This window comes from Variovorax sp. 10L421 (assembly GCF_056395365.1).
The window spans coordinates 107,653-123,660 of sequence record NZ_JBFTJJ010000003.1; the positions used below are offsets into that span (position 1 = coordinate 107,653).

General features: G+C 67.0%; 16 protein-coding genes. 7 read left to right on the forward strand and 9 right to left on the reverse strand.

Annotation, left to right across the window (positions count from 1 at the left end; translation table 11 throughout):
* Positions 1 to 4: 4 nt before the first annotated feature.
* A complete protein-coding gene (locus AC1DFC_RS06775; RefSeq protein WP_478178860.1) occupies positions 5 to 970 on the forward strand; it encodes a LysR substrate-binding domain-containing protein in 966 nt (321 codons plus the stop codon).
* Here the strand turns inward: AC1DFC_RS06775 and AC1DFC_RS06780 are convergent.
* From AC1DFC_RS06780 to speD, 3 genes are all read right to left on the reverse strand, one after another.
* Positions 912 to 2,309, reverse strand: a complete 1,398-nt coding sequence (locus AC1DFC_RS06780) for an aminopeptidase P N-terminal domain-containing protein (RefSeq protein WP_007828552.1) — start codon at positions 2,307 to 2,309, stop codon at positions 912 to 914. The two genes, AC1DFC_RS06775 and AC1DFC_RS06780, sit on opposite strands and share 59 nt — an antisense overlap.
* The gene (locus tag AC1DFC_RS06785; RefSeq protein ID WP_056594749.1) at positions 2,306 to 3,019 is read right to left on the reverse strand and encodes a nucleotidyltransferase family protein; all 714 of its coding nucleotides are present in this window, start codon (positions 3,017 to 3,019) and stop codon (positions 2,306 to 2,308) included. The genes AC1DFC_RS06780 and AC1DFC_RS06785 overlap by 4 nt, the downstream gene beginning before the upstream one ends.
* A 145-nt stretch (positions 3,020 to 3,164) precedes the next feature.
* Positions 3,165 to 3,539: an adenosylmethionine decarboxylase gene (gene speD, locus AC1DFC_RS06790; protein WP_056594746.1), complete on the reverse strand. Its 375-nt coding sequence runs from the start codon at positions 3,537 to 3,539 to the stop codon at positions 3,165 to 3,167.
* Between the two features lie 147 nt (positions 3,540 to 3,686).
* Here speD and AC1DFC_RS06795 point away from each other — a divergent pair, with 147 nt between their 5' ends.
* Together AC1DFC_RS06795 and gap are read left to right on the forward strand one after the other, a co-directional pair.
* Positions 3,687 to 5,792 carry a transketolase family protein gene (locus AC1DFC_RS06795; protein WP_478178861.1) on the forward strand — a complete coding sequence of 702 codons (2,106 nt, stop codon included), beginning with the start codon at positions 3,687 to 3,689 and terminating at the stop codon, positions 5,790 to 5,792.
* 59 nt (positions 5,793 to 5,851) lie between these two features.
* Complete coding sequence (gap, locus tag AC1DFC_RS06800) at positions 5,852 to 6,853, forward strand: type I glyceraldehyde-3-phosphate dehydrogenase (protein ID WP_007828559.1); 1,002 nt, start codon at positions 5,852 to 5,854, stop codon at positions 6,851 to 6,853.
* A gap of 294 nt (positions 6,854 to 7,147) precedes the next feature.
* Here the strand turns inward: gap and AC1DFC_RS06805 are convergent, their stop codons facing one another.
* The gene (locus AC1DFC_RS06805) at positions 7,148 to 7,456 is read right to left on the reverse strand and encodes a putative quinol monooxygenase (protein ID WP_007828561.1); all 309 of its coding nucleotides are present in this window, start codon (positions 7,454 to 7,456) and stop codon (positions 7,148 to 7,150) included.
* A gap of 260 nt (positions 7,457 to 7,716) precedes the next feature.
* On the opposite strand from AC1DFC_RS06805, the gene AC1DFC_RS06810 reads away from it, so the two are divergent.
* The 3 genes from AC1DFC_RS06810 to AC1DFC_RS06820 all read left to right on the forward strand — a co-directional run bounded on the left by AC1DFC_RS06810 (position 7,717) and on the right by AC1DFC_RS06820 (position 10,294).
* Positions 7,717 to 8,808, forward strand: coding sequence for a tartrate dehydrogenase (locus AC1DFC_RS06810; RefSeq protein ID WP_478178862.1), 1,092 nt, complete (start codon positions 7,717 to 7,719; stop codon positions 8,806 to 8,808).
* A 68-nt stretch (positions 8,809 to 8,876) separates the two neighbouring features.
* A complete protein-coding gene (locus AC1DFC_RS06815) occupies positions 8,877 to 9,884 on the forward strand; it encodes a Bug family tripartite tricarboxylate transporter substrate binding protein (RefSeq protein WP_007828565.1) in 1,008 nt (335 codons plus the stop codon).
* Between the two features lie 119 nt (positions 9,885 to 10,003).
* On the forward strand, positions 10,004 to 10,294 hold the full coding sequence (locus AC1DFC_RS06820; RefSeq protein WP_007828567.1) for a YciI family protein: 291 nt from the start codon (positions 10,004 to 10,006) through the stop codon (positions 10,292 to 10,294).
* A 14-nt stretch (positions 10,295 to 10,308) separates the two neighbouring features.
* Here the strand turns inward: AC1DFC_RS06820 and AC1DFC_RS06825 are convergent, their stop codons facing one another.
* Positions 10,309 to 11,379 carry a pirin family protein gene (locus AC1DFC_RS06825; RefSeq protein ID WP_478178863.1) on the reverse strand — a complete coding sequence of 357 codons (1,071 nt, stop codon included), beginning with the start codon at positions 11,377 to 11,379 and terminating at the stop codon, positions 10,309 to 10,311.
* 128 nt (positions 11,380 to 11,507) lie between these two features.
* Positions 11,508 to 11,930, reverse strand: a complete 423-nt coding sequence (locus AC1DFC_RS06830) for a VOC family protein (RefSeq protein WP_007828571.1) — start codon at positions 11,928 to 11,930, stop codon at positions 11,508 to 11,510.
* Between the two features lie 175 nt (positions 11,931 to 12,105).
* Here AC1DFC_RS06830 and AC1DFC_RS06835 point away from each other — a divergent pair, with 175 nt between their 5' ends.
* Positions 12,106 to 13,653 carry a CYTH and CHAD domain-containing protein gene (locus AC1DFC_RS06835; protein WP_478178864.1) on the forward strand — a complete coding sequence of 516 codons (1,548 nt, stop codon included), beginning with the start codon at positions 12,106 to 12,108 and terminating at the stop codon, positions 13,651 to 13,653.
* On the opposite strand, the gene AC1DFC_RS06840 is transcribed toward AC1DFC_RS06835, so the two are convergent.
* Genes AC1DFC_RS06840 through AC1DFC_RS06850 form a run of 3 tightly spaced genes read right to left on the reverse strand, consistent with a single transcriptional unit; the run spans position 13,650 to position 15,953 of the window.
* Complete coding sequence (locus AC1DFC_RS06840; protein WP_478178865.1) at positions 13,650 to 14,495, reverse strand: DUF6216 family protein; 846 nt, start codon at positions 14,493 to 14,495, stop codon at positions 13,650 to 13,652. The genes AC1DFC_RS06835 and AC1DFC_RS06840 overlap by 4 nt on opposite strands.
* Before the next feature lie 14 nt (positions 14,496 to 14,509).
* Positions 14,510 to 14,986 carry an FKBP-type peptidyl-prolyl cis-trans isomerase gene (locus tag AC1DFC_RS06845; protein WP_007828578.1) on the reverse strand — a complete coding sequence of 159 codons (477 nt, stop codon included), beginning with the start codon at positions 14,984 to 14,986 and terminating at the stop codon, positions 14,510 to 14,512.
* A gap of 40 nt (positions 14,987 to 15,026) precedes the next feature.
* Complete coding sequence (locus AC1DFC_RS06850; RefSeq protein WP_478178866.1) at positions 15,027 to 15,953, reverse strand: LysR family transcriptional regulator; 927 nt, start codon at positions 15,951 to 15,953, stop codon at positions 15,027 to 15,029.
* Positions 15,954 to 16,008: the final 55 nt, after the last annotated feature.

Consider the following 16,008-nt stretch of genomic DNA (forward strand, 5'->3'; position numbering starts at 1 on the left):
CACCATGAAACAGCATCTTCGCCACATGAACGCGCTGCGCGCCTTCGAAGCGGCCGGCCGTCTGGGCCGCATGACCCTGGCCGCCGACGAGTTGCATGTCACGCCTGGTGCGATCAGCCGGCAGGTGCGGCAACTCGAGGATGCGCTCGGCGTCGTGTTGTTCGAAGGGCCGAAGAACCGGCCCGTGCTGACCGTTGCCGGCAAGTACTTGCAGCCGACCCTGTCGGCGGCCTTCATGCAGATCGAACAGGCGGTGGATGCCATGCTTGAGCGGCAGCACACGACATTGGACGTCTCCTGCCTCAGCACCTTCACGATGCGCTGGCTCATTCCGCGGCTCTACGATTTTCATGCGAGCCAGCCGGACATCGGCGTGCGGCTCAAGGCCACGGACCAGAGTGCGGCAACGCCGGTGTCGCGCAGCGACGTCGCGATCTCGGTGGTGCAGGACGAAGACGAGGAGGCGGCGCCTGCCGATGTGTTCCTGTTCGACGAACTGCTCGGCCCCGTGCTGGCTCCCGGCCTGGCCGACCGGTTGCGGCTCGGCGAGCCGGCCGATCTCGAGAATCGGGAGATCCTGCAGACGCGCACGCGGCGCAATGCCTGGTCGATGTGGAGCGCATCGGTCGGCAGCGCGGTGCGGGTTTTGCCCGGCACGGAGTTCGAGCACTACTACTTCACGCTGGAGGCTGCGATCGGCGGCCTGGGCATCTGCATCGCGCCCTGGCATCTCGTGATGGACGACGTGCGGGCGGGACGATTGACCGCGCCCTTGGGCTTTCATGCCAGCGGCTACCGCTATGTCGCCAGGCGCAACGGCACCCGGGACGAGGCGGCGCGACTGTTTTGCGACTGGCTTCAGGCCCAGGCCATGGCGATGCCACAGCCCGGGCCGCTCGGCGCGCGGGCCGTCAGGCCCGCATCAGCGCCTCGATCTCGTCCGCCTTCACGGGCACGCCGCGCGAGATGAGCTCGCAGCCGGTGGCCGTGACGATCGCGTCGTCCTCGATGCGGATGCCGATGCCGTGGAACTGCTCCGGTACGCCGTCGGCGGGCCGCACGTAGATGCCGGGCTCCAGCGTCAGCACCATGCCCGGATGCAGGATGCGGCTCGGGCGGTTCTTGATGACCTCGTTCGACAGCGGATCCTTGCGCTCGCTCACCTCGCCAACCTGCGTGGGCTCGACGTAGCTGCCGCAATCGTGCACGTCCATGCCGAGCCAGTGGCCTGTGCGGTGCATGTAGAACTGGAAGTAGGCGCGCGAGTCGATCACGTCGTCCACGCCGCCCACCTTGTTGGCGTCGAGCAGGCCGAAGTCGAGCATGCCCTGCGCCAGCACCTTCACCGCGGCGTCGTGCGGATCGGTGAAGCGGTTGCCGGCCTTGGTGACGGCGGCCGCGGCGTCCTGGCTGGCCAGCACGAGGTCGTACAGCGCGCGCTGCGGGCCGGTGAACTTGCCGTCGGCCGGGAAGGTGCGGGTGATGTCGCTCGCATAGCCGTCGAGTTCGCAGCCGGCGTCGATCAGCACCAGCTCGCCCTTGCGCAGCGGTGCCGCATCGGCGCGGTAGTGCAGCACGCAAGCGTTGGCGCCGGCCGCCACGATGGAGTAGTAGGCCGGGTACTGCGAGCCGCCAAGGCGGAATTCGTGCAGCAGCTCGGCGTCGAGGTGGTACTCGCGCGCGTCCTTGCCCTCGCGCAGCATGCGGGCCGAGAGCTGCATCGCGCGCACGTGGCCGCGGGCACTGATCTGCGCGGCGCGGCGCATGATGTCCTGCTCGTGCGCGTCCTTGATCAGGCGCATCTCGTCGAGCGGGCCGCACAGGTCGCGCTGTTCCTCGGGGCACAGCGCGCCGTAGCGCACGCGGGCGCGAACCGACTGCAGCCAGCCGTCGATGCGGGTCTCGAGGCCCTTGTGGATGGCGAACGGGAACCACACGGTCGAGCGGTTCTCGAGCAGCTTCGGCAGCCTGGCATCGAGGTCGGCGACCGAGAAGGCTTCGTCGACACCGAGTGCCGCGGGTGCCGCGTCGGGGCCGAGGCGGTAGCCGTCCCAGATCTCGCGCTCCAGGTCCTTCGGCGCGCAGAACAGCGTGGCGCGGCCATCGCCCGCCAGCACCAGCCAGGCATTGGGCTCGGTGAAGCCGGTCAGGTAATAGAAGTAGCTGTCGTGGCGGTAGAGGAAATCGGTGTCGCGGTTGCGCGGGCGTTCCGGCGCGGTCGGGATGATCGCGATGCCGTCCTTGCCCAGCTGCGAGGCGAGGCGCGCGCGGCGCTCGGCGTAGATCGTGGTGGTGGCTGCTGAAGTCATCTGCTTGGCGTGTTCAGTTGGGCGAGTCGTTCGGGGGTGCCCACATCGGTCCAGGGGCCGGTGTAGAGCTCGGCGCTCACGAGTTCATTGTCCATCGCGGCGCGCAGGATCGGTGCCAGCGGGGCTTTGCGGCCGGCCGGGTTGCCGCTCGGGATGTCGCAGTACGGTGGCGCGAAGAGCTCGGCGCGGTACAGGCCGATGGTCGAGAAGGTGAACTTCCGGTCGGCCGTGTTGAGCGCGAGGCCCCCGGCGGACAAGCCGAAATCGCCCTTGAGGTTGTGCGCGGGGTTCGGCACCAGCCACAGGTGCGCGAGCTTGCCGCTGGCGACGAAGCGATCGACCGAGTCTTGCGTGAAGGCGAAGCCAGGCGCGAACACGTCTCCGGCCGCGACCCAGAACACCTCGCCGAGCAAAGGCAGCGCACGCACGATGCCGCCGGCCGTCTCCAGCGCGCCGCCGAAGTCGCGGCCCTCGTCGGAATATGAAATCGACAGTGCCGATGGCCCCTGCAACAAGGGCTTGGCGCCGAACCGCTCGGAGATCTGCGTGCCCAGCCAGTCCGTGTTGATCACCAGCTCGGTGAACCCGCCCGCGGCCAGCGCCTCCATCGGCCACTGCATCAGCGGCTTGCCGCGCACTTCGAGCAGGGGCTTGGGAGTGATGTCGGTCAGCGGCCGCATGCGTTCGCCGCGCCCCGCGGCCAGGATCATGGCCCGCACGGAAATCGAAGCTGCGTTCGTCATCGGCTGATTCTTTCGGGAAACACCGAGGAGCCGGCTTGGCCGGGCCTCTGGTGTTGCCCCCGGTAGGGGATGGGAGAAGCGACACGAAGTGCGCGAAGCCTGGGGGCGAGTGTCATTTCCGCCCGCGCTGCAGCTCGTTGCGTTCGCTGTGGAGGGGCTGGAACAGCGCCACCAGGCATTCCATCAGCGCATGCGCCTTGGCCGAGTGGTCGCCGCTGAAATTGCAGACGTACACGTCGAGCGTCACGCCGCGCTGCTCGGGCCAGGTGTGGATGCACAGGTGCGATTCGGCCAGCAGCACGGTGGCCGTGACCCCGCCCGGGCCCTGCGGCGTGGCCGGAAAACCATGGACCAGCCTGCCCACCGCCTGCAGCCCGGCGGCGTCCACCGCCTTGAGGCAAACGGCGCCCAGGGCCTCCCGGTCGGTCAGCCATTGAAGGCCGCATTGGCAGTCGTGAAGGTCGGCGGTGAGGTGCAGCCCGTGCATGGGGCGCAACTCTAGCAGTCCGGCCGCTGCACAAAGGAGCATCGGCGGGGTGTTTGCCCTGTATCGGCGGGTGTCCGGGCTCGCCCGGTAAAATCGCGGGTTCCCCCCTATCCCCTCCCACCCTTTTCCCCCGAAAGTCCACCGCAAATGGCAAACCACGCCCTGATGGCCAACGCAATCCGCGCTCTGGCCATGGATGCCGTCCAACAAGCAAATTCCGGACATCCGGGCGCACCGATGGGCATGGCCGACATGGCCGTCGCACTCTGGGGCGAACACCTGCGCTACAACCCCGCCAACCCGCACTGGTTCGACCGCGACCGCTTCGTGCTGTCGAACGGCCATGCCTCGATGCTGCTGTACTCGGTGCTGCACCTCACGGGCTACGACCTGCCGATGGAGGAAATCAAGCACTTCCGCCAGCTGCACAGTAAGACCGCCGGCCACCCCGAAGTCGACGTGACGCCGGGCGTTGAAACCACCACCGGCCCGCTGGGCCAGGGCATCACCAACGCCGTCGGCTTCGCGCTGGCCGAGAAGCTGCTCGCCGCCGAGTTCAACCGCAATAGCCACAACGTCGTCGACCACCACACCTACGCCTTCCTGGGCGACGGTTGCATGATGGAAGGCATCAGCCACGAAGCCTGCGCCCTCGCTGGCGCCTGGCACCTGAACAAGCTGATCGCGCTGTACGACGACAACGGCATCAGCATCGACGGCCAGGTCAAGCCCTGGTTCATCGACAACACCGAAGAGCGCTTCAAGGCTTATGGCTGGAACGTCATCGGTCCGATCGACGGCAACGACGCCAAGGACGTGTCCAAGGCCATCGCCAAGGCCAAGAAGGAAGAATCGAAGCCCACGCTGATCATCTGCAAGACGACCATCGGCAAGGGCAGCCCGAACCGCGCCGGTACCGCCAAGGCGCACGGCGAGGCGCTGGGCGCCGAAGAAATCAAGCTCACCCGCGACGCGATCGACTGGCACTACCCGCCCTTCGAGGTCCCGGCCGAGGTGTACGCCGACTGGGACCACAAGGCCGAAGGCGCGAAGACCGAAGCCGCCTGGAACGACAAGTTCACCGCCTATGCCGCCGCGTACCCCGAACTGGCCGCCGAGTTCACCCGCCGCATGAAGGGCGAGCTGCCCAGGGACTTCCACCAGGTCGCGTTCGACACCGTGGTCGCCGCCCACACCAGGGGCGAGACTGTCGCCAGCCGCAAGGCCAGCCAGCTCGCGCTGGAAGCCTTCACCGCCGCGCTGCCCGAAATGCTCGGCGGCAGTGCCGACCTGACCGGATCGAATCTCACCAACACCAAGAGCACCGCCGCGCTGCGCTTCGACGCCAAGACCGGCGCCGTCGTGCTGAACGCGCCCCCTGCGCCGCTGGTGCTCCAGGGCGCCGAAGACGAAGCCGCACAAGGCGCCGCCGTCGAGCCGCCGCACGGCGAGATCGGCCGCCACATCAACTACGGCGTGCGCGAGTTCGGCATGGCCGCCATCATGAACGGTGTGGCGCTGCACGGCGGCTACATCCCCTACGGCGGCACCTTCCTCACCTTCAGCGACTACAGCCGCAACGCCATCCGCATGGCCGCGCTGATGAAGCGCCGCGTGATCCACGTGTTCACGCACGACTCCATCGGCCTCGGCGAAGACGGCCCGACGCACCAGTCGATCGAGCACGCCGCGTCGCTGCGCCTGATTCCGAACCTCGACGTCTGGCGTCCGGGCGACACGGCCGAAACGGCCGTGGCCTGGGCCGTGGCGCTGCAGAACCAGTCGCGCCCGACCGCGCTGCTGCTGAGCCGCCAGAACATCGCCTACGCACCGAAGAGCGAGCTCGGCGACATCAGCCGCGGTGCCTACGTGCTGTCCGAGCCCGAAGTCGTCGGCCTCAAGAGCAAGAAGACGGCCGCCGTCATCATCGCCACCGGCTCCGAGGTGCCGCTCGCACTGGCAGCGCAGAAGCTGCTGGCCGAGAAGAAGATCGCCGTGCGCGTGGTGTCGATGCCCTCGACCACCACCTTCGACCGCCAGGACGTGGCCTACAAGAAGAGCGTGCTGCCGAAGAAGATTCCGCGCATCGCCGTCGAGATGGGCTGCACCGGCGGCTGGTGGAAGTACGGCTGCGCGGCCGTCGTCGGCATCGACACGTACGGCGAGTCGGCACCGGCGCCCGCGCTGTTCAAGCACTTCGGTTTCACGGCGGAGAACGTTGCCGCCACCGTGGAAGCGGCGCTGCGCGACTGACGTCGCACAGCCCGCTTTCCCGTCCGATCACGATTTTTCAACCTTTAGGAGCAAGTCAGATGGCTATCAAACTCGGTATCAACGGCTTCGGCCGCATCGGTCGCAACGTGCTGCGCGCAGCGGTGCAGAACTTCAAGAACGACATCGAGATCGTTGCCATCAACGACCTGCTCGAGCCGGACTACCTCGCCTACATGCTCCAGTACGACTCGGTGCATGGCCGCTTCAAGGGCGAAGTCACGGTCGAAGGCAACACGCTGATCGTCAACGGCAAGAAGATCCGCCTCACGCAGGAGCGCGACCCGTCGCAGCTCAAGTGGAACGAGGTCGGCGCCGACATCGTGCTCGAATCGACCGGCCTGTTCCTCACGAAGGAAACGGCGCAGAAGCACATCGACGCGGGCGCGAAGAAGGTCATTCTGTCGGCACCGTCGAAGGATGACACCCCCATGTTCGTCTACGGCGTGAACGACAAGAAGTACGCCGGCGAAGCCATCATCAGCAACGCCAGCTGCACCACCAACTGCCTGGCTCCGCTGGCCAAGGTGCTGAACGACAAGTGGGGCATCAAGCGCGGCCTGATGACCACCGTGCACGCCGCCACCGCCACGCAGAAGACCGTGGACGGCCCGAGCAACAAGGACTGGCGCGGCGGCCGCGGCATCCTGGAAAACATCATTCCCTCGAGCACCGGCGCCGCCAAGGCCGTGGGCGTGGTGATCCCCGAGCTCAACAAGAAGCTCACGGGCATGAGCTTCCGCGTGCCGACCTCCGACGTGTCGGTGGTCGACCTGACCGTGGAGCTGGTGAAGGAAGCCACGTACAAGGAAATCTGCGCCGAAATGAAGGCACAGAGCGAAGGCGCGCTCAAGGGCGTGCTGGGCTACACGGAAGACAAGGTGGTGGCCACCGACTTCCGCGGTGACCCGCGCACCTCGATCTTCGACGCCGAAGCCGGCATTGCGCTCGACGGCACCTTCGTGAAGCTCGTGAGCTGGTACGACAACGAGTGGGGCTACTCGAACAAGTGCCTGGAGATGGTGAAGGTTGTTTCGAAGTAAGGCTTCGAGGCTTCAATGAAGAACGCGCCTGGGGGCGCGTTTTTTCATGGTGCGTTCAACGCAGTTTCTCGTTCCTGCGAACCTCGCTGCTCAATTGCGACGTCAGCCGCGTCGCAGCCCTTCGCGCCGCCAGCCCGAAGTCGCCCTTGAACTCGCCGAACTCCGCCGTGCCGTTGCCCGAGGCGCGGATACGCGGCCTGCCCCGCCGGCACGGCGACGATGTTCGCGTGGCTCGAATCGAAGGCGGTCTCCGCACGGTAGGTCTTGCGCAGGCGCTGGCTTGCGCCTGCGGCCTCAGGCAGGTTCGAGCACGTGGATCAGCTTGCTGTCGACGAATTCCTTGGTCTTCTCGCCGTGGGCTTTCATGTGCGGGGCCACGGCATGGGCCTGCAGGTGCGCCAGCGTTTCCCACTTCTCGACGACGACAAAGGTGTCGGAGCCGAAGCTGGCCTTGGACGTCGGAATGCCTTGCGCATCGACCGTGGCGGCGTATTCGATGCAGCCCGCTTCGGCCAGCACGGCCGCGCGGTTCCCGGCGAAGGCTTCGAGCAGTCTGGCGCGCTGGCCGGGCTTGGCGGTGATGACGGCGACGACGTGAATCATTGAAAGAGTCTCCAGTGGGTAAAAGATGCGACGGTCGAATCTAAGAGAAACGGTGCCGCCGTGCAGGTCCGGTCCGCGACAACACCACGGCCTCGTTCCTGGCATCGCCTGCATGTTCTTCCCGCTGGCCGCGCGGTCTCGCCATGTGTCTGTCCGATTGTTGAATGCAGGTTAACGATGGATTGACTTCGAGCGCGAATCGTTGGGTGCACCCGCTCCTAAAGTGGCAGCTCCCCAGCAGCATTCCATGAAGGACATCGATGAGCAGCTACAGCATTGCCACCATTCCCGGCGACGGCATCGGCAAGGAAGTGATCCCGGCCGGACGCGAAGTGATGGAGGCGCTGGCCGCAGCCTCCAACGGCGCGCTGAACTTCACCTTCGAGGATTTCGGCTGGGGCGGCGATTACTTCCGCGAGCACGGCGTGATGATGCCGGCCGATGGCCTCGACGCGCTGCGCAAGAAGGACGCCATCCTCTTCGGCTCCGCCGGCGACCCGCACATTCCCGACCACATCACCCTCTGGGGCCTGCGCCTGAAGATCTGCCAGGGCTTCGACCAGTACGCCAACGTGCGCCCGACGCGCATCCTGCCGGGCATCGACGGCCCGCTCAAGCGCTGCGGCCCGGACGACCTGAACTGGGTCATCGTGCGCGAGAACTCCGAAGGCGAGTACGCCGGCGTCGGCGGCCGCGTGCACCAGGGCCACCCGATCGAAGCCGCCACCGACGTGAGCATGATGACCCGCGCCGGCGTCGAGCGGATCATGCGCTTCGCCTTCAAGCTGGCCCGGTCACGCCCCCGCAAACTGCTGACCGTCATCACCAAGAGCAACGCCCAGCGCCATGCGATGGTGATGTGGGACGAGATCGCGCTGCAGATCTCCAGGGAGTTCCCGGACGTCACCTGGGACAAGGAGCTGGTCGACGCCTCGACCGCGCGCATGATCAACCGGCCGGCATCGCTGGACACCATCGTCGCGACCAACCTGCATGCCGACATCCTCAGCGACCTCGCTGCCGCGCTGGCGGGCAGCCTGGGCATTGCGCCCACCGGCAACATTGATCCCGAGCGGCGCTATCCCTCGATGTTCGAGCCGATCCACGGCTCGGCCTTCGACATCATGGGCAAGGGGCTGGCCAATCCAGTCGGCACCTTCTGGTCGGTCGTGATGCTGCTCGAGCACCTGGGCGAAGTCCAGGCCGCGCGCCGCGTGATGGAGGCCGTGGAGCACGTCACCGCGAACCGGTCGCTGCACACGCGCGACCTCGGCGGCAACGCCACCACTGCGCAGGTGACGCGTGCCGTGTGCGAGCACATTGCCAGTGCGCGGCAAGGCCTCCCGGCCTGAACCCAGGCCCCGGCCGCGGCGCGCCTCGATGCAGCCGGGCACGACAACAACGAGCCAGAGACAAGACCATGACCGCTTCTTCTTTCCCTTTCATCCAGGGCAGGCGCACCGTGCTGCGGGCCGGCGCCCTGGCGCTGGGCCTGGGCACTGCCGCACTGGCCTTCGCGCAGCCGGCTGCCTGGCCCACGCGGCCCCTCAGCCTCGTCGTGCCCTTCCCGGCCGGCGGCACCACCGACGTGTTGGCCCGTGCGCTGGCCGAAAAGCTGTCGCAGTCCCTCGGCCAGCCTGTCGTGGTCGAGAGCAGGCCCGGCGCGGGCGCCACGCTCGGCGCCGATTACGTCGCCAAGGCCAAGCCCGATGGCTACACGCTGCTGATGGGCGCGGTGCACCACACCATCGCCACCAGCGTCTACAAGAAGCTGCCCTACGATTTCCAGAAAGACCTGGCGCCGATCACCGTCGTGGCCATGGTGCCCAACGTGCTGGTCATCAACGCGGCCAGCACGCCCGCGAAGAACGTGGCCGAGCTGGTTGCGCTCGCCAAGGCCGCACCCGGCAAGCTGGCCTATGGCTCCAACGGCAACGGCACGGCGCAGCACCTGATCGGCACGCAGTTCCAGGCCAGCACCGGCACCACGCTGCTGCACGTGCCGTACAAGGGCAGCGGCCCGCTCACCACCGACCTGCTCGGCGGGCAGGTGGCCATGTCCTTCGACACCATCACGCCGGTGCTGCAGCACATCAAGGGCGGCAAGCTGCGCGCGCTGGCCGTGACCACCGCGCGCCGCTCGTCGGTGCTGCCCGACGTGCCGACGCTGGAAGAGGCGGGTCTCAAGGGTTTCGACATCGGCACCTGGTTCGGCGTGCTCGCGCCGGCGGCCACGCCGAAGGAGATCGTTGCGCGGCTCAACACCGAGATGGTGAAGATCATCAGATCGCCCGACTTCGCGCAGCGCATGCAGGCCATCGGCGCCGAGCCGCTGGGCGGCACGCAGGAAGAGATGGCGCGGCAGATCCGCGAAGAAACCGCCAAATTCGGGAAGCTCGTGAAGGAAGGCGGCGTGGCGATCGAGTAGGCCGATGGGCCGGCGCCGTACGGAGCAGTTCGTTACGCGGAAGACACACCTCGGGGGCGCCGGCACCGTGCGGAGGCCATAGGATCGGGGCCTTCGAATTCATCGTTGCCGTCCTGCCCATGTTCATCGTCACCCTCACCTACACCCGCCCCCTCGAAGAGGTCGATGCGCTGATGGACGCGCACATGACCTGGCTCAAGAAGCACTACGAAAGCGGGTTGTTCGTGGCGTCGGGGCGGCAGGTGCCGCGCACGGGCGGCGTGATCCTCGCGCGCTCGGGCGACCGTGAAGGGCTCGAATCGGTGTTGGCGCGCGACCCGTTCGTGCAGGGTGGTGTCGCGCGGGTGGACGTGACCGAGTTCGTGCCGAGCATGACCGCTCCCGGCATGGAAGCCCTGAAAAAATTCTGATTGCCCGCCCCCGGTCAGCCTGCGGGGGTTTCCTTGCGGCCGTCCGGATGGAGCGCGAAGCGCGCAGCCTCGCGGCCGTGCACCGGCGCCGGGTCGTTCCACGGCCAGCCGCCGAACTGCGTGCGGCGGTAGTCGGCCATGGTCTGGCTGATCTCGGCCTGCGTGTTCATCACGAAGGGGCCGTACTGCGCCACCGGCTCGGCGATCGGGTGGCCCTGCAGCACGAGGAATTCGCTGGCTTCGTCGTCGCCGTTGACCAGCTCGACCGCGGCATCCGCGCGCAGCTCGACGGCGGCCGGGCCTTCGATGCGCTGGCCGGCGACGTACGCCATCGCGCCCTTGAAGAAATAGAGCATCCGTCGCGTGCCCTCGCCCGTGGCGGCCGGCAGCGTCCATTGCGCGCCGGGCGTCATCTTCAGCGTCCAGATCGCCACGTCGGCACCGGCCTGCGCGGCCCATGAATCGGGTGGCGGCGAGAGCGGGTGGATCGGCTCCTGGCCGGCCGCTGCATCGCCGAGGCGGCCTGCGATCACCGCGACCTCGGTGCGCCCGCCCTTCGCGTCATCGGATGCGAAGCGCGGAATGGCCTCCGACCAGAACATCGTGAAGTGCGGCTCGGCCATCTTGTTCTTCGCGGGCAGGTTGAGCCAGATCTGGAACAGCTCGAGCGGATTGGCCGCGCCGTTGTCGAGCAGCGGGAACATCTCCGAATGCACGATGCCCTTGCCGGCCGTGAGCCATTGCACGTCGCCGCCGCCGAAGCGCGCGGTGGCGCCCAGCGAATCGGAATGGTCGACCAGCCCCTTGCGCACGATGGTCACGGTCTCGAAGCCGCGGTGCGGATGCGAGGGAAAGCCCGGCACCGTATCGCCGTGGTACATGCTCCAGCCATCCTTGCGGCTGAAGTCCTGGCCGATCTGGCGGCCGGCCAGCGACGCCTCGGGGCCCATGCGGCCGTTGGCCTTCGGGTAGGCGTCGTCGTGGTACACGCAGAACAGGAACGGGTCGATCGTCTGCCACGGGAAACCGAGGGGTGCGATCTTCACGATGGGGCTGTTGCGCTCGTTGTTGTTGTTGTCGGACATGCGGTTGTTCCTTTCCAGGTGAGGCTCGGCCGATGATGCCTTGCCGGTGCCTGGAATATCGGGCCGCCGCCGCCTTCCGGTAGACGCCTTCCCTGCAACAGTGAAGAGCGCGTATGGAACGATCGGCATCAGGGGTTCTGATGCGTCACCGCGGCGTTGGGGTCCATGTACATCAACTCCCAGAGGTGGCCGTCGATGTCCTGGAAGCCGTGGCCGTACATGAAGCCATAGTCCTGCGGCTCGCGCGGCACCGTGCCGCCGGCGGCCACCGCCTTGGCGACCATGGCATCGACTTCGGCGCGGCTCTCGCACGACAGGCACAGCAGCACTTCGGTGCTCTTGCTGGTGTCGGTGAGGCTCTTGGTCGTGAAGGTCTTGAAGAAGTCCTCGACCAGCAGCATGGCGTGGATGCTGTCTTTCTGAATCACCATGCACGCCGCATTCGCATCGGTGAACTGTTCGTTGAAGGTGTAGCCCAGCGCGGCGAAGAAAGCCTTGGACTTCTCCAGGTTCTTGACGGGGAGGTTCACGAAGATCTGCTTGTTGGCCATGGTGTTTCCTGTGTCTATGAAGGGGTGGATCAACTGCTTGCCGGCATGTTTGTGTACGCCGTCCACAAAAGATATCAAAGAAAATGGACGGCGTCCACATCTTCTTTCGATCGAGCGGATCGGGCGCACAACGGAGCCGTTGCGGGGAGCGAAAAAGACGGAGCATCATGGCCGCATGGAAATCGAGTTCAAGTTCTGCATTCCCGCCGGCCGCCTGAAAGCCGTCGAAGCCGCCCTGAAGCGCGGCGCCGTCGTACGCACCCGCCTGCAGGCCCGCTATTTCGACACCGCCGACCAGCGGCTGGCCGCCCACGGCATGGTGCTGCGGCTGCGCAAGGAGGGACCGCGCTGGGTGCAGACGGTGAAGGCCACCGGCGACAACGCCCTGCACCGCCTGGAGCACAACGTCGACCTGGGCACGGCGGGCGCGGCGCCGCAGATCGATCCGCAGCGCCACCAGGGCACGCCCGTGGGCGACCGGCTCGCGAAGTTGCTGGCCGACGGCGGCGGCGCGCCGCTGGTCGAACGGCAATCGACCGACATCGTGCGGCTCACGCGCGACGTGCGCGTTGCGGGGCCCGATGGCGCGGTGGTGGAAATGGCACTCGACGTCGGCAAGGTCGCCGCGCATGCGGGCACGGCCGGGCAACGCGAATCGCCGGTGTGCGAATTGGAGCTCGAGCTGAAGCGCGGCGACGTGCAGGGCCTCGTGTCGCTCGCACGGCGTTGGTCGCAGCAGCATGGGCTGTGGTTCAGCACCGTGTCCAAGGCGCAGCGCGGGGGGCGCTTGCTGGCGGCGCAGGAGACCGTGGAGGCGGTGAAGGCCGAAGCGCCGCGCTTCGGCGCGCAGCACCCCGACGGGCGGGGCGTTCAGCAGGCCGTGGTGGCGTCGTGCCTGGCGCAGATGCTGCCCAATGCCAGCGAGATCGCGGCGGGCAGCACGGACGAAGAGCAGATCCACCAGTTGCGCATCGGCATCCGCCGGCTGCGCACGGCGCTGCGCGAACTGGCGGAGCTCGACACGGCTTCGGGCCTGTTCGACGCGGCCAATTGGGAGCCGCCGCTGGTCGACGCCTTCCGCGCGCTCGGGGCATTGCGCGACCGCGAACAGGTCGTGAAGCTCGCGCAGCCCCGGTTGAGCAAGGCGGGCGCGCCGGATTTCGACCCACTGGCCGGCGACGACACGGCAGCCCATACCCCCTCGCCCGGCGACGTCGTGCGGGCCCCGGCATTCCAGAACGTGCTCGTTTCGCTGATCGGCTTTACCGCCGCGAAGCCCGCGGAAGCCTCATCGGAATCCGTGCCGATCGACGCCGATGCAGCCCACCGCCTGCTGCGTGAACACCTGCAGCATCTGCACAAACAGGTGCGGCGCGACGGCAAGCGCTTCGAGTCGCTCGACGCCGAAAGCCAGCACCGCGTGCGCAAGCGGCTCAAGCGCCTGCGCTACCTCGCCGAGTTCGTGGCGCCGCTGTTCGAGAAGGGAGACGGTAACGCCGCCGGGCGCTACCTGAAAGCACTGCGCCCCGCGCAGGACGCGCTGGGCGAGTTCAACGACGAGGCCGTGGCGCTCGCGCTGTACCGCGAAGCCGCCGCGCGCGATGCGCGTGCGTGGTTTGCGGTGGGCTGGTTCAGTTCAAGGCGCGCGGCCGGCGCGAGCGCTTGCCGCAAGGCGCTGGAGAAGATCGGGGATGCGCCGCGGTTCTGGAAGAAGCGCGGCTAGTTGCCGAAGTCCAGCGCCAGCTGGGAATCTGGCAGCGAAGGATCAAGCCGGCGAGCCGCCAAGTGCTTCGCTACGTATCCCGTAACCCAGGCAAGGACGGAAATCCAGCAGAGCCAGATCGCGAAGCCGATCAGAAGCACGCAGGTCCAGCGCTGTTCTTTTAGCGAATCCTTGATGAACGCGGCAGTGTCCTTGTCCTTGAGGACGCCGCAAAGAATTCCCACCTCGTTCTCGGTGAAAGATGTCCGTGCCGCGTTGAGGCTCGCCGGTTGCGAGCAGTCGTCGATGCGCAACGGCTCGGGCCCGAGCGGAAAGATGGATCGAAGTGCCTTGGCCTGGGTCGCCGTGGCGGCGAATGTTCGCTGCGTTGCTTTCAGCGTCAGGAAGGCCTGATCGTGAGAAAGCGCCGTCGTGCTGACGATGAAGAGCAGCATTCCGATGGCGACGCCGGCAAGCCGCAGTCCTTGAAGCAGCCGCGATGGCAGCTTGTGCTGTCTGATCTGGCGAAGCTCCACATCAAAGAGCTCGCCGCACATGCTCAACGCCCTCATCTGCACACCGTTGTGCTTTGCCCATTGAATGAGCTGCCGGGCCTGCTCCAGGCTGTTGACCTTCACGCCGGCGAACAGGCGAAATGAGATCAGGCTGGTTTGCTCATCGATGAATGCGCGAACCTCCGGATCGGTGATCTCCTGCTTGCCATGGACAAGCTGCCAGAGCCGGTGCACCAGCACATGGAGCGACTCCGTCTGCCAGATGACCCAGACGAAGGCTAAGCAGATCAGCGAAGGAGCCGCAATGCTCAGAAAGCTGGAAAGGCTGGGGAGTGTGGCGAAGTCCATCGCCAGAGTCTGCCTCAGTGATGGTGCCCGTGCGCCCCATGCACATGCCGGTGCTCGATTTCCACCGGCAGCGCGGTGCGCACGTCCGTCACCTGCAGGCTGAACTTCAGCGCCTTGCCGGCCCACGGATGGTTGCCGTCGAGCAGCACGACCGGGCCCTTGATCTTGGTGACCGTGAAGACATGCTCGCGCCCATCGTCGAGCCGGCCCTGCAGCTGCCCGCCCACCTTCACGCCCGGCGGAAAGTCGGTCTTGGGAATGCTGCGCACCAGCGTTTCGTCGCGCTGGCCGAAGGCGTCTTCGGGCGCGAGGTTCAGCACGGTCTGGTAACCCTTTTCCTTGCCATCGAGCGCTTCCTCGATCTTCGGCAGCGTGTTCTCGTACCCGCCATGCAGGTAGGCCATGGGCTCGGGGCTGGCTTCGATGAGCTTGCCCTGGGCGTCGGAGACCTTGTACTTGATGGTGACGACGGTGTCTTTTTCGATTTTCATGGGGTGGCATTTTCAGTGGAAACGAAAAAGGCGCCAGCGCTCAGGCCTTCCGTGGAGGCGGTGGCTCCTGCAGCACGTCGATCTGGTCGAGCTTGCCGATCACCAGGTCGATGAACGCCGACACCGCCAGCGGCAGGTGCTTGCGGCTCGGATACACCACACTGAGCCCTCGCCCGGTGTACCGGTACTGCGGCAGCACGCGCACCAGCCGTCCCTCCTGTTCGTCGCGCGTCGCCATCGCCGGCGGCAGCTGCGCGATGCCCAGACCGGCCAGCGCCGCCTTGCGCAGCGCCTGCGCCGTATTGCCGGTGAATCGCCCGGTGACCTGCACTTCTTCCTCGACCCCATCGGGTCCTGCCAGGCGCCAGGTGGTGGTGCCGGCAGCGTGCGGCGGTGTCACGCAGTCGTGGTTCGCGAGGTCCTGCAGGTTCCGGGGCTCGCCGCGCCGCGCGATGTAGTCGGGACTTGCCAGCAGGCCGCCGCTGCGCGTTGCCAGCCGCCGGCCGATGTAGCCCGAATCGCGCAGCACGCCGCCCCGGAAGGCCACGTCGATCTGCTCTGCGATGAGGTCTGCGCTCGCATCGCTGAGCACGAAGTCGAGCTTGACCAGCGGATGCGCCGCCAGAAAGTCCGAGACCCATTCCATCGGGAAGAAATCGAAGAAATCCGCCGGCGCGGCCACGCGCACGAGGCCGCTGGGCTCCTGCCCTCCGGCAACCAGCGCCTGCCCGGCCGCCACCAGCCCGTCGATCGACCCCGCGCACTGGTCATGAAACTCCCGCCCGGCGCTGGTCAGCGTCAGCTTGCGGGTCGAGCGCTGCATCAGCCGCGTGCCGAGCTGCGATTCGAGCTGCTGGATGCGCCGGCTCACGGTGTTCGGCGGCAGGCCCTGCCGCCGGGCCGCTTCGGCGAAGCTGCCGTGGCGCACCACCTGCACGAACAAGGCGATGTCGTTGAGGTCGAGCATGAGGGGCTGATTCCTTCGATCTGTGGACGAGTGCAATCCGACTGTACCGTCTAGT